The following is a 20507-nucleotide window of genomic DNA, read 5'->3' as shown; positions in this document are numbered from 1 at the left end:
CAATGGCCGACTCGAGCATCTGCGCGGGATCGCGCTTGGGTTCCGGAACCTGAGGCACTACATCGACAGGAGTCTGCTCGAAGCCGGCGGTTTCAGACCTCGACTACACCCTCGTTCGTGAAGAGCCGTGTTAGTGGCGGGTCAGCACTATTCATGGCGGGATTCGTTCTGCTCTCACGTCTCTAAAGACTCGCTCGATATGCTGGTTGAATACAGCGAGCCGAAGGAGCATCGTGGGCCGAAAAGAGCGGTTGGCGTCACGCGAGCGCCTTCAGCGAATTCGACTTCTGAGTTCTGAACTCGACACGCTCCGTAACGCAGCGATCGAACGCACTCGGTCAATCGACACGAAGTCCTCGTTTGTCGTTGTCGCCGCCGGAGTGCTTGCGGGGGCAACCTTCACAGGCTTAGTCGATGCCCGATCGTGGTACCTCGGGTTAGTGCCGTTCGCGCTCACTGTCGCAACGATCATTGCCGCGGCGGTCTCGCTCTGGCCGTCGACGATTGACTCGCCTTCCGGCCGATTCCTTGTCACTCGATGGGTTAATGCTTCTGAGCGTATGGAAGCGATGGAGGACTACATCCTCGAAGTGAAGGTACGCGAAATCGAGAAACGAAACTCGAAGAATGAGAAACGCGCAAAGGCAACCAAGTCGGCGTTCGTGCTCTTGGTAAGTGGCGTAGTGACTGCGCTGCTTGTCGCTGGTATCAATGCATCTGTCCTGAGAGGAGACCCAACCAATGGCCAGACCAACCCCGTCCACACCCCCTCCGCCCCCGGAACGCCCTGACGTCGAAGAAGCCTTTGAGACACTGACTCACGGTGACGATTCTGTGGAGAAGAAAAATGGCTGACGACAAGAATCCAACACCGCGGCCCGACGTCGAGGAAGCCTTCACGGAACTGACCGAGGCCGCGAAGCCGAGGCCGACACCTCCGTCCAAGCCTAAGGACTGAGTTTGCCTCTGTCGTTTCTCTCGCGGATATAGCCGCCCCAGTCTCGAGCCGCGAGGCCTGCCCATGCTCGTGCGGCGGTCTGAGAGATTCCGAGTGTTTGGGCGAGGATCATGTGCGGCACCTCAGCTGAGAGGCCAAACATGGCTGCATGCCGGGCTTGGTGGGGTGGGATGCCGAGTTCGACAAGCTGGCCTCGGATGTTCTCGGTGGCTATCGGACGGCCGGGGATTCCGCCTGGGAAGAGCCAGCCGTTGTCGAGAGAAGCGTAGGAGGGTGCCGATATGACGCCAGCGGTCGGCATCTCCCATCGTGACATGCGCTTGGCTGGGGTTCGGGTTCTTCACGGAGATACGGTTGTTGATCCCAGTGCGGTTTATCCAAGTGATGAACGGGTGCAGCATCATCGACATTGACATCACTTGGGTGGAGAGGTAGAGCTCGAGTCGGTGCTGAGTAACCTCAAGGATCGTCGTCTGTTTGTGCTCGAGCCATGCCAACAGGTCGATCGAGCGGTTCAGGCGTTGCCGCGCGCCCTCGGCCATCGCTTTGGTGAGCCTGCCCTGGTCGGCGGCTGTGCGCAATCGACGGAGAATAACCCAGCGTGCGAACTGGTCGATGGTCTGTCGGTGCATCGCGCTGATGCCCGCGACACGGTCGATAAGCCAAGGCCCAATGCGCTCGATCAGTGGTTCGTAGGGTTCGAGGACCTCAAGCGCGACAAGGAGATCGCGCAGGTAGTTGTGTGCGCGATCCATCGGCCGTCGGGCGAAGGTGTCGTGGGAGATGTTCACTTCGCCAGAGGCCATCTGACGGAGAAGGGTAGGGCCGTGACCGGGCGGTCGTTGCAACCAGGTAATCGCGTTCTGCGGCCGATGCGACCCCACGAGCGCGTCGAAGACTGGCCGAAGACGTTCGTGGATCTCTCCGGTGCGGGGATCAAGCAGCAGCACATGGAGGCGTTCGCTCAGAACGCAGGAAGCGCAACGACGAACCCCATAGGGCTGATCTTGACGACCACACTTCTCACAGACGAACACGGGCGGCTTCCCCGCGCAGTCGGCACAAATCAACTGTGCAGGTGCGGTCACTGAGAGGTAGGGCAAGGGGCGAAACTGGCTGCAGCCTGGGCAGCGGGCGGGGTGATAAGCGAGGTAGCGACAGCAGTTCTGACAGATCTTTCCCTCTGGTAACTCGAATGATCCGGTCAGTCGCTCGCATCGGATGCAGACCGGTGCCCGGCGTGCATTCACTCGTCGACGCCGTCGGGCCTGCGGATCACCGCCCGGATCGGACGGATGGATCCGATCTTCGGGCCGCCCTCGTTGTGCGTGCCGGTGCGGGCCGCCCGCTGCTCGGCGACGACCGGCACGATGAGATCGTTCGGGGTGCAGCCCAATGCGTCGCAGAGCGCGACGAGTACCTCGGTGTTCAGGCGCTGCGGGGTCTTCGTCACGAGCCGGTAGACGTGCTCTCGGGTCAGGTGAATGCCGCGTTCTTCCAATAGCGGCATCAGTTCGCTGGTCTGGAACATGCCACGGTCGGCCATGACCTGCCGCAGATTCCACTGCATCTGGATCGTCCTCATGATGGGCTCGCCTCCTCTTCGGTTCGGTAGACCCTGGCAAGAGCGGCCTGCAGGGTCTTGTTCTTGAAGTCGTTGGACACCGAGGTGTAAATCGCGGTCGTCGACCCCCAACGGTGCCCGACCTGTTCGGTGACGAAGTGCTCCGGGTAGCCGAACTCGATCAGATGGGTCACATACGAGTGCCGCAGGCAATGCAGGGTCAAGTGCTCTTCAAGGCCGATCTCGCTGCGTGTGTCGGCGAAGAGTTCATCGACGTGGCGGACACTGACCCGGCTGCGCCGCTCGGTCAGCCAGAGTGCGGCCTGGTTGCCCGCCTCGAACAGGGGCAGCCCCTCTTCGACCCATTGCCGCAGACCATTGACGGCCCAATCGAACTCGGGAACAGCGAGAACCGTGCGGCGCCTCGGCAATGAGCCTTTCATCGCTTTCCCGAACCGCACATGGATCGACCCATAGGTGCCCCAAGCTCGCATGTGCGGGTTCGGACGCAGATCGGGCAAGTCCAGGCGCACGAGCTCGTTGCGCCTGAGCCCGAACCCATAGGTCGTCTTGATCATCGTCGCGTCGCGCCACGCGGCAAGCGACCCTTTCCGGCCGAGGCGCACGATCTGCTCGATCCGTGTATCGAGCCAGTCGAAGAGATCCTGCAACTCCCGATACGTCAGAGGGCGACGTTGCGGTCTGCCCTCGTACTCGTTCAGGTGCGCGACCGTGTTCCATTCATTGCACACCTGCACCGGGAATGTGCCGAAGCGATCCTGACATTGTACGGGCCATTCGTAGCGTGCATCGGTGACGTAGTCGCAGAACATGCGCAACGTGAGGTGGTAGCCGCGAATCGTCGATACGGCGAGTCGATCCGCGCCGCACGTCAGCGACACCGTAAAGTCCTCCATATCGCCCGGTGTCCACTCCCACGGATACTGCTCGGTGAAGTCCTGAAAGCGCCGGATGAGCCGCTCACGATCCCGCAAGGTCGATTGGCCGAGCTGACGCGAGAGCTGCTGCCGGGTCCAGCCTGCGACCATTGCCTCGAACACGGCCGCTCGCTCGTTCAGATGCGCCACCCCGGGTACCAGCATCAGCCGCGCTGAACCAGGGAACTCGCCGACCATGCACCACCCCCGGTCGTTACCTAAATCTCACGATGTGACTTTTACGGTAAAAAAACCGAAGAGGTGCAATCGGCGCAAGGGTTGTCGATCGAGTCGATCGACAACGTCGCGGTCAACACTGGTCTGGGATGTGACTTCTGATGCAATAAATCCCGCTCAACCGTTGATTGCCGATCGTGTGTGGGAGAAAATCTGGCGCTGGGAATCAGCGAGGCACAGGCACCTCGCTGATCACGGACTCGGCGCGCTGCGACTGACTCTGACGTGGCGTCGACGCTGGGGCTGTGTCGGCTCGTCGTAGTCGGATTGGCCCGTACCTGCTGGGTAGCCCTGTTCGTCGCACACGAGCGCGGACAGGCCCCGAACAGCAGGGAGCCACGATCATGTCCAACCCCACCCCGCCGCTGACCGAACTTCCGAAGCCCGTCTTCGCTGATGAGCGGGCAACGCTCTATCTCGGTGACGCGGTCGAGCTCCTCCCGCTCCTGCCCGAGGCGAGCATCGACGCTCTGGTCACTGACCCGCCGTACGGGTTGAGCTTCAACGGACAGGCCTGGGATGACGCGTCCGGGTTCAGGGAATCCCTCCCGCACCTCGACACGGGTGCGATGAGTGCGCCGGAGTTGTTCGAGACGTGGTGCACGGCGTGGGCTGCGGGAGCATTGCATGCGTTGAAGCCGGGGGCGTATGTTGCAGCGTTCGGTGGTGCACGCACCTGGCACCGGATGGTGCGCGGGATCGAGAACGCAGGGTTCGAGATCCGCGACCAGATTGCATGGCTGCACACCACCGGGATGCCCAAATCGATGGACCTCTCGCACGCGATCGACAAGCATCACGGCGTGCATCGTGCTGATCGGATCGTGCAGACCACTGATCATGACGGGGTGCTCGGCGCGACCCGCACGGTCCTGTCCAAAGGCACCCCGGTCACCGAGGACGCGCAGCAGTGGGATGGATGGGGCACGGCACTGCGGCCGGCATTCGAGCCGATCATCATCGCCCGCAAGCCACCCGAAGGAAACGTCGTCCGCAACATCCTCGAGCACGGCGTCGGTGGGATCAACATCGACGGGGCGAGGTTCGCTGACGGCCGGTGGCCGACGAACGTCGCGTTCGATCCGGGTCAGGCGGATGCGTTGGATGTGTTGACGGGGACGTGGCAGGGCGAGTCACTGTCGCGGAAGTTCCCGATCTTCCGCTTCGACCACAAGCCCTCCACAGCGGAACGACCCCGCGCGTTCGGGGTATCGCACACAACCGTGAAACCGTTGGCGTTGATGCGCTGGCTCGTCACGTTGGTGACCCCGCCGCACGGAGTGGTGCTGGAGCCATTCGCTGGATCGGGGACGACGGTGGAAGCAGCGGTCAGCGATGGCTATCGCGTGCTGTGCTTCGAGAAGGATGCGTCATACGTTCCACTGGTCCAGTCGAGGCTGGACCAGTAGCTCCTGTGGCCGGGGAACGCCTGTCGATGAGCGCGCCGCCTCGACGCCGTACTTTTGAGCATAGCCATGACGTAGTTGCATGTTCGGCGTTATGCTGAGTTCATGTCCGTCTCTGAGTTGTCCGCGAGCACCCAGAACTATTTGAAGGCCGTGTGGGGTCTGACGGAGTGGTCGTCGGTGCCGGTGACGCCGACGCTCCTCGCGGAGCGAACAGGGTTGAAGCTCTCTTCGGTCTCGGATGCTGTCCGTAAGCTCTCTACGCAGGGTCTTGTCGAGCATGCGCCTTATGGTTCGGTGGAGTTGACGGAGACGGGGCGCTCGTACGCGCTGGCGATGGTACGTCGGCACCGGCTGATTGAGTCGTTCCTCGTCAGTGTCTTGGGGTACTCGTGGGATCAGGTGCATGACGAGGCGGAGCACCTTGAACATGCGGTGTCCGACTTCATGATTGACCGGATCGACGAGTTCTTGGAGTTCCCCACCCGCGACCCTCATGGTGACCCGATCCCATCAGCCGATGGGACGGTGCATATCCCGGACGCGACACAGCTATCCGAAGTCGGCGCGGGGCACCGAGTCGTGGTCGAGCGCATCTCGGACTCGGATCCGGCGCTCCTGCAGTTCTTCGATGAGCACGGTTTCGTGATCGGATCAACGCTGGAGATCGGCGAAGGTGCCCCGTTCTCGGACGCACTGGATGCGCGAGTTACGGGATCGGACACCTCGGTAGCACTGGGGCGTTCGGCGACAGACGCACTCTATGTGTCTGTCGTCGCCAGTTGATGCGGTCACCCCGTAGCTTCGTCGTGGAGTGATGCATGGAGCACGCCTGTTCCGGCAGGGAGCAACGTGCCATGCCATTGCGCCGTGCGGACCTCGATGATGTTGACTTCCGCTGTGCAGGCCTGGATGTCTAACCGTGTGCCGGGGCGAAGGTGTCGCTCGTCGAGGAATACCAGTGTTTCAAGTGGTGCGTCCGCGATGCGTGTGATCTTCACTGGAGCCCATCGCGGGCGTGCGAGTTCCCGCAGGGGGATATCGGTGGGAGTCTCGATGCGGCCGTCTGGCGTGGGGATGGGTTGCCCGTAGGGGTCGTGGGTGGGCTGGTCGAGGGAGGCTTCGATTCGTTGGAGGAAGCGGGGTGAGCTGCTGGCTTCCAATGCGTCGGCATTGGCGGCGAGTTCGCTCCAGGGCAGGTCGAGGACGTCGTGGAGGAAGCACCGCAGTATCCGGTTCGTCCGCACTGCCCGCATCGATTCGAGTCGTCCCGTAGGAGTGAGCGAAATGCTCTTGTACCGTTCGTGGTTGACGAGACCGTCCTCGGCGAGTCGCTTTACCTGTTCGGAGACGCTCCCTGGTACGAATCGCAGCGCACCGGCTAGGCCGGTGACCGTGACTGGAGCGTCACTGTTCTCGGTCAGTGACCAGATGGCACGAAGATAGCGTGCTCTGGTCCCTGACTTGTCGCTCTTGCGGCGCATGCGTGATGCCCTTACTGTGCGGAAGCGAGTGCGCGTCTGCGGCGTGTGCTCATAATCCGGGTCCCGATGAGACCGTGCTGGGGGCTGAAGAGGTAGACGAGCGCGAAGACGGCTCCCTGAGCGAGGACGACCATGCCGCCGGACGCAGTGTCGAGGTAGTAGCTCAAGTACAGGCCGATAACGGCGCAGCCTGCGGAGATCGCGGGGGCGATGACGAGCATGCGTCCGAACCTGTCGGTGAGCAGGTAGGCGGTAGCTCCCGGGATAATGAGCATCGCGACGACGAGGACAACGCCGACCGCTTGCAGGGCGACGACGGCGGTCAGGGCGAGGAGTCCGAGGAGGACGGCGCCGAGGATTTTCGGGTTCAGTCCGATGGCGTGGGCGTGGGTGGAGTCGAAGGCGTAGAGAGTGAAGTCGCGGCGTTTGGTGACGAGAATCGTGAAGGTGATCGCACCGAGGATGATGATCTGGGTGAGATCGGCCCAGGAGACGCCCAGCAGGTTGCCGAAGATAATGTGGTTCAGGTCGGTCTGCGACGGCGTGACCGAGATCAGCACGAGCCCTAGAGCGAACAGTGTGGTGAACACGATCCCGATCGCGGCGTCTTCTTTGACACGGCTGGTGTCTCTCACCGCTCCGATGAGCGCGACAGCAAGAAAGCCGAAGACCACTGCTCCGAGCGCGAAGGGGACGCCGGCGATGTAGGCGAGAACCACGCCGGGGAGGACGGCGTGGGAGACGGCGTCGCCCATGAGCGACCAGCCGATCAGGACAAGCCAGCAAGACAGCACCGCGCACACGATCGAGGCAATCAGGGTGGTTGCGAGGGCGCGGACCATGAAGTCGTAGCTGAGGGGTTCGAGGAAGAAGTCGGTCAGGTTCATGAGGTGGTGCCTCGGTTCAGGACGTCCAGGCCGAAGGCCAGGGCAAGGTTGTCGGGCTGGAGCACTTCGTCCGGGTCCCCGTGCATGAGCACGCGTCGCATCAATAGGATCGCCTCGTCGGCGAGGCCGGGCAGCGCATGAAGGTCATGAGTGGAGACGAGGATCGTGGCCCCATCGTCGGCGAGTTCCCGCAGCAGCCGGGTAATCGTAGCCTCGGAGCGCTTATCGACGCCGGCGAACGGCTCATCCAGCAGCAGGATCGTCGCCCCCTGAGCGATGCCTCTCGCGACGAACGCGCGCTTTTTTTGACCGCCGGAGAGCTGCCCGATCTGCCGGTTCGCGTACTCGGTCAGCTCCACCCGTTCCAGCGCATGATCTACAGCCTCATGGTCGGCTCTCTTCGCGTGGCGGGTAAACCCCATGTGCCCGTAGCGGCCGGTCATGACGACATCGCGCACAGAGAGCGGGAATGCCCAGTCGACGACCTCGCTCTGCGGCACGTAACCCACGACCCCTGACTTGCGCGCTTTGCCCGGGTTCTCGCCGTTCACGCGCACCGTGCCGGAATCAGGGCGCAGCAGACCCATGACCGTCTTGAACAGGGTGGACTTACCCGACCCGTTCATCCCCACGAGCCCGCATACCCGCCCGGCCTGGATGTCGAGGGTGGCACGGTCGAGAGCGAGGACCTCACCATAGTGGACGGTGACGTCGCGCACCGAGATCGCGACCGTCATCAGTTCCGTGCCGTTAGCGCGTCGATGATGGTGGTCGCGTCGTGGCGGATCAGATCCAGATAGGTCGGGACAGGGCCCTCCGCTTCGGACAGAGAATCGACATACAGCACACCACCGAAATCAGCATCGGTGGCTTCCACGACCTGCTGCATCGCGGCATCGGACACGGTGGACTCACAGAACACCGCGGGCACGGCGTCGTCGCGGACGAACTCGATCGCCGAGGCGATCTGCTGCGGGGTGGCCTGCTGTTCGGCGTTGACCGCCCAGATGTATTTCTCGGTCAGCCCGGCATCCCTGGCAAGGTAGGAGAACGCACCCTCGCAGGTGACCAACGCTCGCTGATTCTCCGGCAGGACCGACAGCTCGTCGACCAGCTCGTCCTGCACCGTCTGCAGCTCGGCCTTGTACGCCTCACCATTGGCCTGGTATTCGGTTGCATTCTGGGGGTCGAGGTCGCTGAAGGCGTCGACCATGTTGTCGACGTAGATCTGCACGTTCAATGGGCTCATCCATGCGTGTGGGTTCGGCATCCCCGCGTAGGCGTCCTCGGTGATGTCGATCGTCTCGACTCCTTCGCTGACGACGACGTGAGGCACATCCAGCCCTTCGACGAACTGTGCGAACCACGCCTCCAGGTTCATTCCGTTGTCGAGAATCAGGTCAGCCTCCGACGCTCTGCGGATGTCGCCGGGTGTGGGCTCGTAGCCGTGGATCTCGGCCCCGGCCTTCGTGATCGACTCCACCCTCAGATGGTCACCCGCGACGTTTTCGGCAATGTCCGCGAGAACCGTGAACGTCGTCAGCACCACGGGACGCTCATCGTCTGCTCCCGCATCGTTCTCGCCGGATGTTGCGCATCCAGCAAGAGAGAACGCGAGCACGGACGCTGCCAGCAGCGACAGGGCACGGCGGGAGAAGAGGCGGGTGGTACGTGGCATGGATAGTTCCTTAGCTGAGCGGGTGACGAGGCGCGGGTGGAAGTTCACGTGAGTGGTGGAAGCGGAGGGCGAGGCTTTGGGGGCGGGCCAGCACGATGGGACGCGGCGATGAAGTGGTCGAGCTTGTCGGGAGCTTCTCCGCGCAAGTAGACGCTGAGCATGCGTAGCAGGTTCAGCGTCACCGCCTCGGGGTCGGAAGACGTTCGCAACAGGTGAGCCGCAGCGTCATGGTCAGCGTCTCGCACGGATTGGAACAACGTGATGGCTTCCAGCCACACACCCTCGCTGCGCTCGTCCGTGGGTGTTCGTCTCATGCCCCACAGCATAGTGTTCGGCAAGCCGTAGTTACAAACAGCGGCGTGGCGTAGACAAGTGAACCACATCGATGTTATTCCTAGATACGCCGCTCCAAACATCGGTGAGGCACAACATGTAGTGGTTGGTGGCGTGGCGCGTCACAGCCAGAGAGAGCGAGGAGGATCGCTATGCCACCCCCACCTGAGTCCCGGCGCGCAGCGCCCTCAGTGCGCGAACTCGCCGCCGCCCAGTCGCCTGATCTCGTGTTCTTCTCAAGCGTGTCGGAGAACACCCGCCGCTTCGTCGACCGGCTCGACCAGCCCGCGGTCCGTATCCCGCTGCGGCCACGAGTGGAGGGGCTGATCCGGGTCGCGCGGCCCTTCGTGCTCGTGGTCCCCACGTACGGCGGCGGGGAACGTGCCGGGGCGGTGCCGAAGCAGGTGATCTCGTTCCTCAACGACCCCGCGAACCGGGCACTGATCCGGGGGGTGATCACGGCGGGGAACACGAACTTCGGCGAGCACTACTGCCTCGCCGGCCCTGTCGTCTCTGCCAAATGCCAGGTTCCGGAGCTGTACCGCTTCGAGCTGCTCGGCACCCAGCGCGACATCGAACACGTGAACATCGGCCTGACCCGCTTCTGGGACCAGGCCTCCGACAATCTGACATCCATTGAGAGGAAGACCGCATGACCATCATCTCCCCAGCGGCTCGGGCAAGCACCGGGATCGGTGCGCGGAAGGACTACCACGCCCTCAACGCGCAACTGAACCTGTTCGCCCCGGGCGGGTCGATCCAGTTCCACAAGGACAAGGAAGCCGCCGACGAGTACCTGCGCCAGCACGTCATCCCGAACACGAGAACCTTCCCGAGCGTGGCCGAGCGCCTGGAGTGGCTGGTCGCGAACGCCTACTACGAGCGGGCGTTCCTCGACGCGTACGCCCCGGAGTTCCTCACCGACCTGCATGAGCGGGCTCGCGGGGCCGGGCACCGTTTCCAGACCTTCCTCGGCGCGTTCAAGTTCTTCACTTCCTACGCCCTGAAGACGTTCGACGGCACCACGTACCTGGAAGGTTTTGAGGAGCGCGTCGTCGCTACCGCGCTCTTCCTCGGACAGGGCGACGAAGCCCTCGCGACCCGGCTTGTGGACGAGATGCTCTCGGGCAGGTTCCAACCTGCGACCCCGACATTCCTGAACGCGGGCAAGGCGCAGCGCGGCGAGCTCGTCTCCTGCTTCTTGCTCCGCCTGGAGGACAACCTCGAGTCCATCGGACGCAGCGTTAACTCTGCGTTGCAGCTCTCCAAGCGCGGGGGCGGAGTCGCGCTGCTGCTGACGAACCTGCGCGAGACCGGAGCACCGATCAAGCAGATCGAGAACCAGGCCTCCGGCGTCGTCCCGGTGATGAAGATCCTCGAAGACTCCTTCAGCTACGCCAACCAGCTCGGGGCCCGGCAGGGTGCGGGCGCAGTGTATCTGCACGCGCATCACCCGGACATCCTGCGGTTCTTGGACACGAAGCGGGAGAACGCGGACGAGAAGATCCGCATCAAGACGCTCTCGCTCGGCGTCGTGATCCCCGATGTCACCTTCCAGCTCGCGAAGGAGAACCGGGACATGCACTTGTTCAGCCCCTACGACGTCGAGCGCGAGTACGGGAAACCGCTGTCGGACCTGTCCGTGAACGACCACTACGACGAGTTGGTCGCGAACCCGCGGGTGCGGAAGACCACGATCAGCGCACGGGAGTTCTTCAAGACCCTCGCCGAGCTGCAGTTCGAATCCGGATACCCCTACGTGCTGTTCGAGGACACCGTCAACCGCGCCAACCCGCTGCAGGGGCACATCAACATGTCGAACCTGTGCAGCGAGATCCTCCAGGTCAACACGCCCTCCACCTATGACGCGGCGATCGGCTACGAGCAGGTCGGCCGGGACATCTCCTGCAACCTCGGCTCCCTCAACATCGCCCAGGCCTTCGCCTCACCGGACTTCGGCGCGACCGTCGAGACCGCAGTGCGGGCGCTGACGAGTGTGTCGGATCAGACCGACATCGACGCGGTCCCCTCGATCGCAGCCGGGAACGACGCGTCGCACGCGATCGGTCTCGGTCAGATGAACCTGCACGGGTTCCTCGCCTCGCAACGCATCCGCTACGGCAGCGAGGAGGGCATCGACTTCACCGACATCTACTTCCTCACCGTCACCTACCACGCCCTGCGCGCCTCCAACCGGATCGCCATCGAACGCGGCACGACCTTCACCGGGTTCGAGACCTCCACCTACGCCGACGGCTCGCACTTCGATAAGTACACCGAGCGCGAGTGGCGGCCCGCCACCGAACGTGTCCGCGCCCTCTTCGCCGAGGCAGGCGTCGCGATCCCCACCCGCGACGGCTGGGCGCAACTTCGGGAATCCGTGCGGCAGCACGGCATTTACAACGCCTACCTGCAGGCGATCCCGCCGACTGGATCGATCTCGTACGTGAACAACTCGACCGCGTCGATCCATCCGATCGCGGCGAAGATCGAGATCCGCAAAGAAGGCAAGCTCGGCCGCGTCTATTACCCGGCCCCGCACATGACCGACGACAACCTCGAGTTCTTCGAGGACGCGTACGAGATCGGCTACGAGAAGATCATCGACACCTACGCCGCCGCCACCCGCCACGTCGACCAGGGTTTGTCTCTCACGCTGTTCTTCCGCGACACCGCGACCACCCGCGACATCAACAAAGCCCAGATCCACGCCTGGCGTGCCGGGATCAAGACCCTCTATTACATCCGCCTGCGCCAGCCCGCACTCGAAGGCACCGAGATTGAAGGCTGCGTCTCCTGCGCGCTGTAACCCCAGAATCCGATCTTCCCGAAGGAACACCCATGACCCTCACCGATATCACCCGCCCCATCACCGAGATCTCCGTCACTCCGCCGGGCTATCGGCACGACCCGGCAGCCCGCCTGCGGCCCATCAACTGGAACCGCGTCGGAGACGACAAAGACCTCGAGGTATGGAACCGCCTCACCGCGAACTTCTGGCTCCCCGAGAAAGTGCCCCTCTCCAACGACCTCCCCGCCTGGCAAAAACTCTCCCAGGAGGAACGCACGCTGACCATGCGCGTGTTCACCGGGCTCACCATGCTCGACACCGTACAAGCCACCGTCGGCGAGATCTGCCAGATCCAAGACGCCCGCACCGAACACGAAGAGGCCGTCTACACGAACATCGCGTTCATGCAGTCCGTGCACGCCCGCTCCTACTCCTCCGTCTTCTCCACGCTCACCTCGACCCCAGAGATCGACGACGCGTACCGGTGGGCCGTCGCCAACGACCTGCTCCAGGAACGGTGCAAGAAGGTGCTCGCGCACTACTACGGGGATGACCCGCTCAAACGGAAGGTCTCCTCCACGCTGCTGTCCTCGCTGCTGCTCTACGCCGGGTTCTACCTGCCGCTGCACTTCTCCGTCCACGCAACCCTCACCAACACCGCCGACATGATCCGGCTCATCCTCCGCGACAAGGCCGTACACGGTTACTACTCCGGCTACAAATACCAGCGCGGCCTCGAAACCCACACCGCAGCCGAGCAGGAACACATGCGCGAGTTCACCTATGCGCTCCTCGACGAGCTCTACGAACTCGAACTGGCGTACTCCGGTGAGCTCTACGAACCGCTCGGCCTCATGGACGACGTCGCCGTCTTCGTCCGATACAACGCGAACAAAGCCCTCATGAACCTCGGCTACCCTGCCCGCTTCACTCCAGAAGAGACCGAAGTCAACCCCGAAATCCTCGCCGCCCTCGCCCCCGGAGCAGACGAGAACCACGACTTCTTCTCCGGATCCGGGTCCTCCTACATCATCGGCAAAGCCGTCGACACCAGCGACGACGACTGGGACTTCTAACCGACCGTCACTCCCACAACATCCACCCCAGAGAAAGAGAATCACCCCTTGAGTAAGAACGTCTCCGTCCTTGTCGGCAGTCTGCGCCGCGGCTCCTACGCACGCAAGATCGCCCACAACGCCATCGGCTACTTTCCCGAAGACTACGACGCACGCATCGTTGAGATCCGCGACCTTCCTCTCTACGACTTCGACTACGACGATCCCGACATCACCGACAAACCCACCCCGCCGGAATACACCCAGTTCCGCGAGATCATCAAAGCCTCCGACGGCGTGTTGTTCGTCACACCAGAGAACAACCGCACCATCCCCGCCTGCCTGAAAAACGCCATCGACATCGGCTCCAAACCCAACAGCGATGTCGCCTGGAAGAACCTGCCCGCAGGGATCATCAGCCACTCCGTTGGCCGCATGGGCGGGTACAGCTCGCAGAAGAACCTCCGGCTCGCACTCTCATACTTCGACATGCCCACCCCCGGACAGCCCGAGGTCTTTCTTTCCCAATCACCCACCCTTTTCGGTGAGGATGGGAACATCTCGCAGGAATCGACCGTGCAGTTCCTCCGGGACTACATCCTCCGCTTCGCTCGAATCATCGAAGGTCAGAACTCGGTGCGTTGATGCGATGCCTGCATCCCCGGAAGCACGAGCGCAGGCTCTGGGCGCGCGTGTTAATCCCTTTCCACTGACGGTAAAGCGCGTGCTCCACTCCGCCTCGACGGGTCGGGTTGCTGTCGACGCGACCAAGGTGATGATCGTGAACTCGGGCACCACGACGCTCAGTCACGAGACCGGTGAAGTCGATCTTGCCGCAGGGCAGGTCGTGCTGCTCCCTCCAGGCCGCTGGTATGCGGGAGAACCCGCCGGTCTAGTCATCACCACCACCGCATACATCGACACGGCATTCCTTGAGGAGCAGGAGCGCTGGATCACTCAGTCCAGCGCTCCTGCTCCTCTTGTGCTTTCAGATAGTCACCGGTCAGACCCGACCGTGCTCGACGTGCCTTCCACAGTGTTCCCGCACGTGAATGCTTCCCTGCAACGGTTGATCGACGGTGAACGGCACCATTTGCCGACACTTCGCCGCTTGAGTCTGGCAGTGGACCTGCTCGATATCCTCACGCGACCCGTCCCCGAGCACTCGCCCGAACACCCCTCGGTGCGCCACGCAATGGCGTTGCTCATGAACGATCTTGGCCGCGCGTGGACCATGGATGTTCTCGCCGACGAGGCCGCGATCTCTCGATCGCAACTCGCCCGACTCTTCACCCGCCACGTCGGCACAAGCCCAGCAGCGTTCCTTCGCAACGAACGTTCACGACGCATGGCCGACCTTCTACGCTCAAGCAGCGACACCGTCGAAACCATCGCACGTCGCGTCGGATGGACCGACCCCAGCCACGCCTCACGCGCCTTCCGTCAGGTACACGGTCTGTCCCCGCAGCAGTATCGGCAAATCTCTCGACCATAGACGACTGCTCGATACCAGTGGCCGCCAACTGTGTCCTGCCTCACAAGTACGCCGACCACGCCATCGTGCGCGCGAACCTGCGAGGGAAGTAGCCACCACCATGAGCATCAACCCGGGCGAAGCATCAGCATCGACGTCCACGAACGCTGCGGATCCTCGGCGCAAGATAAGCCCGCCGAGCGCCCTGTCTCTCGGCATCATCGTCTGGACCGATGACCCGGAGGTCGAGCCGACCGTGATCGCAGGCCGGAACCCGGTCGCGTTGGCGCGGGCGGTGGCGGTCACGATCCACGAGATGCTCGAAGACTCTGAGGTATATGCCGGGGCGACGGAGTTCCTACAGTCGAATCCGCCGCCGCAGGATTGGGTACTGCCCGAGGACGTGGATGCGTGGTTGGAGGCGCTGCGGGAGGCGACGCCGTACCCGGCGTACTCGTTCCACCACGTACCTCTGACGGGCGGTGCGGACGGAACGAACCACACCGTCATCAACCGCTATCTGCAGCATGCGCTGCAGGAACGCGAGGATGCTCTCACCCCTGACTCGACGCCGAGCTCCGTCGCTGGCCCCTCGTCAGGGCGTCACCTCGCACGCTGACCCGGTGGCGGAGTTTGACGTTTCGGCGCGTGTTTTTGGTGTTTCGACGCGTCATTGCCGGGATGCCTCGCCCTTGACTCGGTTCTGTGCGTACCTCTGGAACAGCACCACCTGTGACACCTGAGGTGCTGCCCTGTCGTAGTGGTCGTCAGCGCGAAGCCGCCGCAGTTGATCGGCCGTTCAGCCGCCCACAGTACTGTGCCATTCTCAGCGACCGCGCTGAACTCCAGGGCACCGTCCGTCTCACGAAAAGCAACGAAGACCCCATCGAGCTCCTGAGGAGCGATGTCCCAATCGATCTCGACGAGGGGCAGCGCGTCGAATGTGTTCGGCACTCGCAGCTCGTCAGCTTCGGCGGCAGGCAGTTGAGAACCGATCGGCTGAGGTGATCGCTCCAGACCCTGGTCAGACTCCGGATCAAAGACTGAGCAGCCGGACAGGACGATGAGTGCCAGCAGGCAGCCGGCTGCTGCCCAAGGCTGACGGCTCATACCTGGTCCTGCGGGCTGGTCTCTTCGACGGGAACCGCCGCATCCTCACCCGGGGTTTGTGTGCGTCTGCGGGCTTTGGCCCAGATCAGCAGAGCGATGACGGCGACCGCGACGACGGCGAAGCCGTCATAGAATGGCGACGCCAGCACTGAGGTGCCCTCTTGCAACCACGCCTGCATTCCACCGGGGACGAATCCGGGCACACCGAGCAGGCCATTGGTCGTCCAGAACAGCACTCCGGCAGCGATGATGAGGATGCCGGTGATCACCGAGGTGGTGTGCAGCTCGCGACCGAGGACGATGAAGGCTCGACCACGAAGCGCGGAGCGTGCGCGGGTACTCATGCGCTTCCAACTGGCCGCCAGGATGAACAGCGGTACGACCATGCCCGCCCCGTAGACTCCGAGCATGACCCCGGCGGTGAGCATGTCGCCCTGACCGGCGGCCAGCGTGAGCACGGCACCGAGGATCGGACCCGCGCACGCCCCGGCGACACCGCTGGTGGCACCCAGAAGTGCGGTCTTGCCCAACCCTGTGCTGGAGGCTCCCTTCTGCTGGAGACGCCCGACACCGGGCAGGAAGCGCGCAGGGTCGAAGCCAAACCCCAACAGCTGGACCAGACCGAAGACGATCAGCACCGCTGAGGCAATCGCGATGACACTCGCGCGGTGGGTGGTGAACAGGGCTCCCAGCGCGCCGGCACCGAGGCCCAGCGGAATCAGAACGATGAGCATGCCACCGTAGAAGATCGCGGCATGTAGGCCCAGGCGCGGCCCGGAACCTGCTGTGGCAGCGAAGAACGTCGGCAGCAGCAGAGCCGCGCACGGGCTCAGCAGAGCCAGCACGCCGCCGAGGAACGCAGTAATCAGACCGATCTCCATGCTTCAGCCCTCCACCAACGCGGCATCGAACGTATCGGTGAACACCGACGAAGGCTGCGCACCAACGATCGGTTCCCCACCGAGCACGAAGGTCGGAGTCGAGAACGCCCCCAATTCCGTTCCGAGGGTCTCGTTCCTCTCGACCGCCTCCCCGGTCTCTTCCGAGGTGAAGTCGACCGTGAACTGGTCGACGTCCAGCCCGAGCTCTCCTGCGAGTTCGGTGAGCGCCTCCTCAGACAACTCGGACTCCGGGCGAGGCTCACCGCCGGCGAACAGCGCCTCGTGGTACTCCACATGTTTACCCTGCAGAGCGGCCGCATAAGCCGCCTGCGCGGCCCTGAGCGACGCATCGCCGAAGACATTGACCTGGCGCCACTCGATGCGAAGCTCGCCTTCCTCGACCCGCTCCATCATCAGCGGCAGAGTGTCCTGACTCCACTGAGCGCAGAATGGACACTGGTAATCATCGAAGATCACGAGGCCAACTGGGGCATCCACCGGGCCCACGGCTAGCGGGTCTCCCTCATCGCGTCGCTCGATGTCTGACAGGTCCGGCGTTTCGACCGCTTCGACCTCCACCGGCCCCTCGCCGGCAGCTTGTGAGCCTTCCTCTGGACTGTCAGTACGTCCCTGTCCCAGCGAGATCGCAGTGATGAACAGCACGACCGCGGCGACGATCACCGTGATGGGCACGGCCCATCGACGCACTGGACTCGGCGTGTTCGACATGGGTCCTCCGGTATCGGATGTCTTACGACCACAGTTCTGGTCGATTCTGGTGTCCTAACAGCCTTAGATGACTATGAAACGTAGTCGACTAAGAAGCGTAGTCGATTGTGGGGCATACTGTCGCTATGGCTTCTGCATCTACTGGTTCTGCGTTCAGCCTGGCGGTCGGGCAGGCTGTCTCCGGTCTGGGTCTGTGGTCGCGGCGGCAAGTGCGCGCGGCTGTGGTTGTGGCCGTGGCTATGACGGTAGTTGTCGGGTTCGTGACGGTGCTGATCCCCAACTCACTCTTCGCCCGCGACATCGAACCGGTGTGGTGGAACTACCCCGTGTGGCTGATCACCTCAGCGCTGACCGGCATGCTCGCAGCGACCTATGTCCGAGCCGAACCGCGCACTATGCACGAACCAGCGTCCGATGAGGATGCCGACATCCCACCACGGCGACGCGAAAGCCGCATGGGCATGGCGGGCGGGGTCCTCGCCTGGTTCGCTGTCGGATGTCCGGTCTGCAACAAGATTGCGCTTCTTGCGTTCGGGTACACCGGTGCGTTGACGTGGTTCGCCCCGATCCAGCCATTCCTGGCTCTCGGTGCACTTGTCCTCACATTGGTCGCGCTCCTGTACAGCCTGCGCGGTCAGGTCGTCTGTCCCGTGCCTCAGGCATCATGATGCGCTCCCATAATGCCGGTGAGCCGCATGACGCTGTCCGGCTCGGCCCGCTGGAGGCCCAGGTCATGGACGTCTTGTGGACGCATGGCGCCTCCACCGTCAGAGAAGTCATCAACACACTAGGTGGGACTCGCGCGTACACCACGATCGCCACGATTTTCAAACATCTTGACCGTAAGGGGCTCGTGCAAGCATCACGTAGCGGCAGATCTGTGCGCTACGAAGCTCGCATGAGCCGGGAGCAGCACACTGCCGCACTTATGCAGCGGGCTCTGAAAGCAAGTGGCGACCGCACTGCTTCAATACTGCACTTCGTGGACAGTATGACCGGGGAGGACCGTGCCCTGTTGCATGAGTATCTGAGGGCACGCGACGAACAGGGTTCGCTATGACCGGGGTCCTACTCGGCGTGCTGCTCGGGAGCCTTGCAGTGACCGGACTCGGAGGGCGGCGAATCCTGCGTCGGGCGGCACCGGCATTGGTCCGGACGCCCCGGTTGGCCGCAGGACTGCTGGTCAGCGGGATGCTGCTGTGGCTCATCGCCGTGCTGTCGCTTGGGCCGATGGCGGCGTGGCTGTTCTCCGGACCCTCCCTGTTGCCTGGGCAGATCGGAGATGTGTGTCAGCGGTGCATCGCGGCAGCTAGCCCGTTCTCCACTGCAGTCGTCGACACCGCTATTCCGGTAGTGGTGTTGTTCTTTCTGCCGACCGGGGCAGGACTAGTGATCGCTGTCAGTGCGGTGCGTGAAGCACGTCGTCTCGCCCGCACAGGTGCCGCTGCTGCAGACGTGCTGCGAGCACGAGCGCGTGCTGTCACCGTTCACGATCATCGCGTTCTACTCATCGCTGAGAGCACCCCTGTCGCCTTCGCGCTGCCTAGTCGGCTCGGCGGCATCGTGCTTGCCGATTCTGTCCTGGATGTACTCAGTGACCAGGAACTGATAGCCGTTCTCGAGCACGAAGCTGCTCATCTGCGCCAACGCCACCACCTCATCATGATCACTGCTGCCGCCGTCGGTCGAGTCCTTGGCTGGGTCCCGCTGATCGCCGGAGCCACCGAAGCGCTCCCGACCTATCTGGAGATCGCCGCTGATGATTCCGCCCGACGCCGGTCGGGAGTTCCCGCACTGGCCGGGGCCCTGCTCAAGCTCGGTGAGCCCTCACAGCCTGCGTGCGTACCAGAATCGGCGCACGGGCTCCTTCACGCCGCGGGGCCGCAACGCATCCGGCACCTTGTCCGACCCGAAGCCGCACGCGGTGGCATCTGGGCCGCATTCAGTCTGGGTTCCGCCGTGCTCGGTCTGGTCGCGGTCACGACCAGCATCCAAGTTCCGTATGTCCTTGCCGCCGCGGCAGGCTGCGTATAGCCGCCTCGAACATATGAGACCTCACAACTCCAGGTGGCAAGTGCTTGTCAGCGTGCTCGGCTTATCAGCAATGGCGACGATCGCCGGCTGCTCGACTGAGCCCGGAGCCTTGGCTGACAAGGCCAGCGACGAGTCGAGCCCGGATTACGTCACCGGGGACGGAGTGGCGACTGAGCTCGGCGAGGACGAACGAAGCCAACCCCTGAATGCGGACGTGTCCCTCCTGGACGGCACGACTTTGAAGGAGTTAAACATGGCAACATCATCGAAGTCATAATCTCTGACCTCTCCGACGAGGACACCGGGAGTGTCCAGACGGTGAGCTTCTCCCTGAACGGTCAGGCATACAGCGTCAACCTAACCACAGAAGAGGCCGAGGACTTCGAGTTGCTGTTTCAGGACTACATTTCAGTCGCGCACAAAGAATCCCAGGCTACTGTTCGCCGTCGGCAAGGGACCACTCCCAAACGGGGCAGTAAGTCCGTGGGGGAGGAGCAGACAGGCGCGACACCCTCCGAGGTTCGCGAGTGGGCGAAGGCGAACGGCTATGAGGTGTCCGCGCGTGGTCGTGTCCATAGAGATGTCATCGGTGCTTACAACGTTGCACACTGAGACAGGAGGCTCCGGCTGGGTCACGAATTCTTGACTGCGCTGGCGGACGATGCCGCTGTGCGGCGCGGTGAGCGACCAGCCCTGCTCGTGCGACGATGGAGGAACCTGGGCGTCAGAGCCTCGTAGGTCCTACGGCGCTGCCGGGCGAGGGCTTCCCGGGCGCCCGGTTCGGCTCGGGCAAACGCGAGCGTCAGGCCGATGGCCATAAGCCTTGATCCACCGGTTCGCTTGATGGCAAGGGGCTCACTCGGATTCGAGTGCGAACGCGGTGCGAGGGCAGGAAGTAGTGTCCCGGTCTCTCACCGGTCTCTTCCACATAGATGATTCCCCGGGGTC

At 63.2% G+C, this 20507-nt stretch carries 23 protein-coding genes; 14 read left to right on the top strand and 9 right to left on the bottom strand.

Features of this window, described 5'->3' with window-relative positions; genetic code table 11:
* Positions 1–233: 233 nt before the first annotated feature.
* A complete protein-coding gene (locus BSP109_RS17045; protein WP_096157926.1) occupies positions 234–791 on the top strand; it encodes a hypothetical protein in 558 nt (185 codons plus the stop codon).
* A 289-nt stretch (positions 792–1080) separates the two neighbouring features.
* On the opposite strand, the gene BSP109_RS17040 is transcribed toward BSP109_RS17045, so the two are convergent.
* The 3 genes from BSP109_RS17040 to BSP109_RS14660 form a co-directional block, all read right to left on the bottom strand.
* Positions 1081–2046, bottom strand: coding sequence for a hypothetical protein (locus tag BSP109_RS17040; RefSeq protein ID WP_146001182.1), 966 nt, complete (start codon positions 2044–2046; stop codon positions 1081–1083).
* A gap of 158 nt (positions 2047–2204) precedes the next feature.
* On the bottom strand, positions 2205–2543 hold the full coding sequence (locus BSP109_RS14665; RefSeq protein WP_170934010.1) for a helix-turn-helix transcriptional regulator: 339 nt from the start codon (positions 2541–2543) through the stop codon (positions 2205–2207).
* A complete protein-coding gene (locus tag BSP109_RS14660) occupies positions 2540–3658 on the bottom strand; it encodes a tyrosine-type recombinase/integrase (RefSeq protein ID WP_087053551.1) in 1119 nt (372 codons plus the stop codon). Before BSP109_RS14660 ends, BSP109_RS14665 begins: the two co-directional genes overlap by 4 nt.
* Before the next feature lie 383 nt (positions 3659–4041).
* On the opposite strand from BSP109_RS14660, the gene BSP109_RS14655 reads away from it, so the two are divergent.
* Both BSP109_RS14655 and BSP109_RS14650 read left to right on the top strand, forming a co-directional pair.
* Positions 4042–5106, top strand: coding sequence for a site-specific DNA-methyltransferase (locus BSP109_RS14655; protein WP_087054593.1), 1065 nt, complete (start codon positions 4042–4044; stop codon positions 5104–5106).
* Between the two features lie 102 nt (positions 5107–5208).
* A complete protein-coding gene (locus BSP109_RS14650; protein ID WP_087054592.1) occupies positions 5209–5889 on the top strand; it encodes a metal-dependent transcriptional regulator in 681 nt (226 codons plus the stop codon).
* 5 nt (positions 5890–5894) lie between these two features.
* On the opposite strand, the gene BSP109_RS14645 is transcribed toward BSP109_RS14650, so the two are convergent.
* From BSP109_RS14645 to BSP109_RS14630, 4 genes are read right to left on the bottom strand one after another with little or no spacing between them, the layout of a single operon-like run.
* Complete coding sequence (locus BSP109_RS14645) at positions 5895–6587, bottom strand: metal-dependent transcriptional regulator (RefSeq protein WP_087054591.1); 693 nt, start codon at positions 6585–6587, stop codon at positions 5895–5897.
* Positions 6588–6598: 11 nt separating this feature from the next.
* Positions 6599–7474: a metal ABC transporter permease gene (locus BSP109_RS14640; protein ID WP_087054590.1), complete on the bottom strand. Its 876-nt coding sequence runs from the start codon at positions 7472–7474 to the stop codon at positions 6599–6601.
* The gene (locus BSP109_RS14635; RefSeq protein WP_087054589.1) at positions 7471–8211 is read right to left on the bottom strand and encodes a metal ABC transporter ATP-binding protein; all 741 of its coding nucleotides are present in this window, start codon (positions 8209–8211) and stop codon (positions 7471–7473) included. The genes BSP109_RS14640 and BSP109_RS14635 overlap by 4 nt, the downstream gene beginning before the upstream one ends.
* Complete coding sequence (locus BSP109_RS14630) at positions 8211–9152, bottom strand: metal ABC transporter substrate-binding protein (protein ID WP_087054588.1); 942 nt, start codon at positions 9150–9152, stop codon at positions 8211–8213. The genes BSP109_RS14635 and BSP109_RS14630 overlap by 1 nt, the downstream gene beginning before the upstream one ends.
* A gap of 485 nt (positions 9153–9637) precedes the next feature.
* Between BSP109_RS14630 and nrdI the strand changes: the two genes are divergently transcribed.
* The 6 genes from nrdI to BSP109_RS14595 all read left to right on the top strand — a co-directional run bounded on the left by nrdI (position 9638) and on the right by BSP109_RS14595 (position 15424).
* Entirely contained in the window at positions 9638–10141 is a 504-nt protein-coding gene (gene nrdI / locus BSP109_RS14620) for a class Ib ribonucleoside-diphosphate reductase assembly flavoprotein NrdI (protein ID WP_087054587.1), read from the top strand.
* A complete protein-coding gene (gene nrdE / locus BSP109_RS14615; RefSeq protein ID WP_087054586.1) occupies positions 10138–12294 on the top strand; it encodes a class 1b ribonucleoside-diphosphate reductase subunit alpha in 2157 nt (718 codons plus the stop codon). The genes nrdI and nrdE overlap by 4 nt, the downstream gene beginning before the upstream one ends.
* A gap of 32 nt (positions 12295–12326) precedes the next feature.
* Entirely contained in the window at positions 12327–13352 is a 1026-nt protein-coding gene (nrdF, locus tag BSP109_RS14610; protein WP_087054585.1) for a class 1b ribonucleoside-diphosphate reductase subunit beta, read from the top strand.
* A gap of 48 nt (positions 13353–13400) precedes the next feature.
* On the top strand, positions 13401–13976 hold the full coding sequence (locus BSP109_RS14605) for an NADPH-dependent FMN reductase (RefSeq protein ID WP_087054584.1): 576 nt from the start codon (positions 13401–13403) through the stop codon (positions 13974–13976).
* A gap of 79 nt (positions 13977–14055) precedes the next feature.
* Complete coding sequence (locus BSP109_RS14600; protein WP_170934102.1) at positions 14056–14826, top strand: helix-turn-helix domain-containing protein; 771 nt, start codon at positions 14056–14058, stop codon at positions 14824–14826.
* A 100-nt stretch (positions 14827–14926) separates the two neighbouring features.
* Positions 14927–15424: a hypothetical protein gene (locus tag BSP109_RS14595; RefSeq protein WP_086992464.1), complete on the top strand. Its 498-nt coding sequence runs from the start codon at positions 14927–14929 to the stop codon at positions 15422–15424.
* A 487-nt stretch (positions 15425–15911) separates the two neighbouring features.
* Here the strand turns inward: BSP109_RS14595 and BSP109_RS14590 are convergent, their stop codons facing one another.
* Both BSP109_RS14590 and BSP109_RS14585 read right to left on the bottom strand, forming a co-directional pair.
* The gene (locus tag BSP109_RS14590) at positions 15912–16796 is read right to left on the bottom strand and encodes a cytochrome c biogenesis CcdA family protein (RefSeq protein WP_101601612.1); all 885 of its coding nucleotides are present in this window, start codon (positions 16794–16796) and stop codon (positions 15912–15914) included.
* Between the two features lie 3 nt (positions 16797–16799).
* Positions 16800–17525, bottom strand: a complete 726-nt coding sequence (locus tag BSP109_RS14585; protein ID WP_101601610.1) for a thioredoxin domain-containing protein — start codon at positions 17523–17525, stop codon at positions 16800–16802.
* Positions 17526–17764: 239 nt separating this feature from the next.
* On the opposite strand from BSP109_RS14585, the gene BSP109_RS14580 reads away from it, so the two are divergent.
* The 5 genes from BSP109_RS14580 to BSP109_RS14560 all read left to right on the top strand — a co-directional run bounded on the left by BSP109_RS14580 (position 17765) and on the right by BSP109_RS14560 (position 20171).
* Positions 17765–18193: a hypothetical protein gene (locus BSP109_RS14580; RefSeq protein WP_257944723.1), complete on the top strand. Its 429-nt coding sequence runs from the start codon at positions 17765–17767 to the stop codon at positions 18191–18193.
* A complete protein-coding gene (locus BSP109_RS14575; RefSeq protein WP_308297921.1) occupies positions 18190–18585 on the top strand; it encodes a BlaI/MecI/CopY family transcriptional regulator in 396 nt (131 codons plus the stop codon). Before BSP109_RS14580 ends, BSP109_RS14575 begins: the two co-directional genes overlap by 4 nt.
* A gap of 104 nt (positions 18586–18689) precedes the next feature.
* The gene (locus tag BSP109_RS14570; RefSeq protein WP_180959769.1) at positions 18690–19559 is read left to right on the top strand and encodes a M56 family metallopeptidase; all 870 of its coding nucleotides are present in this window, start codon (positions 18690–18692) and stop codon (positions 19557–19559) included.
* Between the two features lie 70 nt (positions 19560–19629).
* Positions 19630–19836, top strand: a complete 207-nt coding sequence (locus BSP109_RS14565; RefSeq protein WP_146001181.1) for a hypothetical protein — start codon at positions 19630–19632, stop codon at positions 19834–19836.
* A gap of 41 nt (positions 19837–19877) precedes the next feature.
* Positions 19878–20171 (top strand): Lsr2 family protein, encoded by a 294-nt coding sequence (locus BSP109_RS14560; RefSeq protein WP_257944722.1) that lies wholly within the window; start codon positions 19878–19880, stop codon positions 20169–20171.
* Positions 20172–20507: the final 336 nt, after the last annotated feature.

Source organism: Brevibacterium sp. Mu109, assembly GCF_900169375.1.
Classification (GTDB): domain Bacteria; phylum Actinomycetota; class Actinomycetes; order Actinomycetales; family Brevibacteriaceae; genus Brevibacterium; species Brevibacterium yomogidense_A.
This window is presented reverse-complemented; position numbering and strand designations above follow the sequence as displayed.

Bases quoted from the DNA above. Each gene is read 5' to 3' on its own strand.
- BSP109_RS14665 (WP_170934010.1), bottom strand. From the start codon at position 2,543: ATGAGGACGATCCAGATGCAGTGGAATCTGCGGCAGGTCATGGCCGAC.
- BSP109_RS14660 (WP_087053551.1), bottom strand. From the start codon at position 3,658: ATGGTCGGCGAGTTCCCTGGTTCAGCGCGGCTGATGCTGGTACCCGGG.
- BSP109_RS14655 (WP_087054593.1), top strand. From the start codon at position 4,042: ATGTCCAACCCCACCCCGCCGCTGACCGAACTTCCGAAGCCCGTCTTC.
- BSP109_RS14650 (WP_087054592.1), top strand. From the start codon at position 5,209: ATGTCCGTCTCTGAGTTGTCCGCGAGCACCCAGAACTATTTGAAGGCC.
- BSP109_RS14645 (WP_087054591.1), bottom strand. From the start codon at position 6,587: ATGCGCCGCAAGAGCGACAAGTCAGGGACCAGAGCACGCTATCTTCGT.
- BSP109_RS14640 (WP_087054590.1), bottom strand. From the start codon at position 7,474: ATGAACCTGACCGACTTCTTCCTCGAACCCCTCAGCTACGACTTCATG.
- BSP109_RS14635 (WP_087054589.1), bottom strand. From the start codon at position 8,211: ATGACGGTCGCGATCTCGGTGCGCGACGTCACCGTCCACTATGGTGAG.
- BSP109_RS14630 (WP_087054588.1), bottom strand. From the start codon at position 9,152: ATGCCACGTACCACCCGCCTCTTCTCCCGCCGTGCCCTGTCGCTGCTG.
- nrdI (WP_087054587.1), top strand. From the start codon at position 9,638: ATGCCACCCCCACCTGAGTCCCGGCGCGCAGCGCCCTCAGTGCGCGAA.
- nrdE (WP_087054586.1), top strand. From the start codon at position 10,138: ATGACCATCATCTCCCCAGCGGCTCGGGCAAGCACCGGGATCGGTGCG.
- nrdF (WP_087054585.1), top strand. From the start codon at position 12,327: ATGACCCTCACCGATATCACCCGCCCCATCACCGAGATCTCCGTCACT.
- BSP109_RS14595 (WP_086992464.1), top strand. From the start codon at position 14,927: ATGAGCATCAACCCGGGCGAAGCATCAGCATCGACGTCCACGAACGCT.
- BSP109_RS14590 (WP_101601612.1), bottom strand. From the start codon at position 16,796: ATGGAGATCGGTCTGATTACTGCGTTCCTCGGCGGCGTGCTGGCTCTG.
- BSP109_RS14585 (WP_101601610.1), bottom strand. From the start codon at position 17,525: ATGTCGAACACGCCGAGTCCAGTGCGTCGATGGGCCGTGCCCATCACG.
- BSP109_RS14580 (WP_257944723.1), top strand. From the start codon at position 17,765: ATGACGGTAGTTGTCGGGTTCGTGACGGTGCTGATCCCCAACTCACTC.
- BSP109_RS14575 (WP_308297921.1), top strand. From the start codon at position 18,190: ATGATGCGCTCCCATAATGCCGGTGAGCCGCATGACGCTGTCCGGCTC.
- BSP109_RS14565 (WP_146001181.1), top strand. From the start codon at position 19,630: ATGGCGACGATCGCCGGCTGCTCGACTGAGCCCGGAGCCTTGGCTGAC.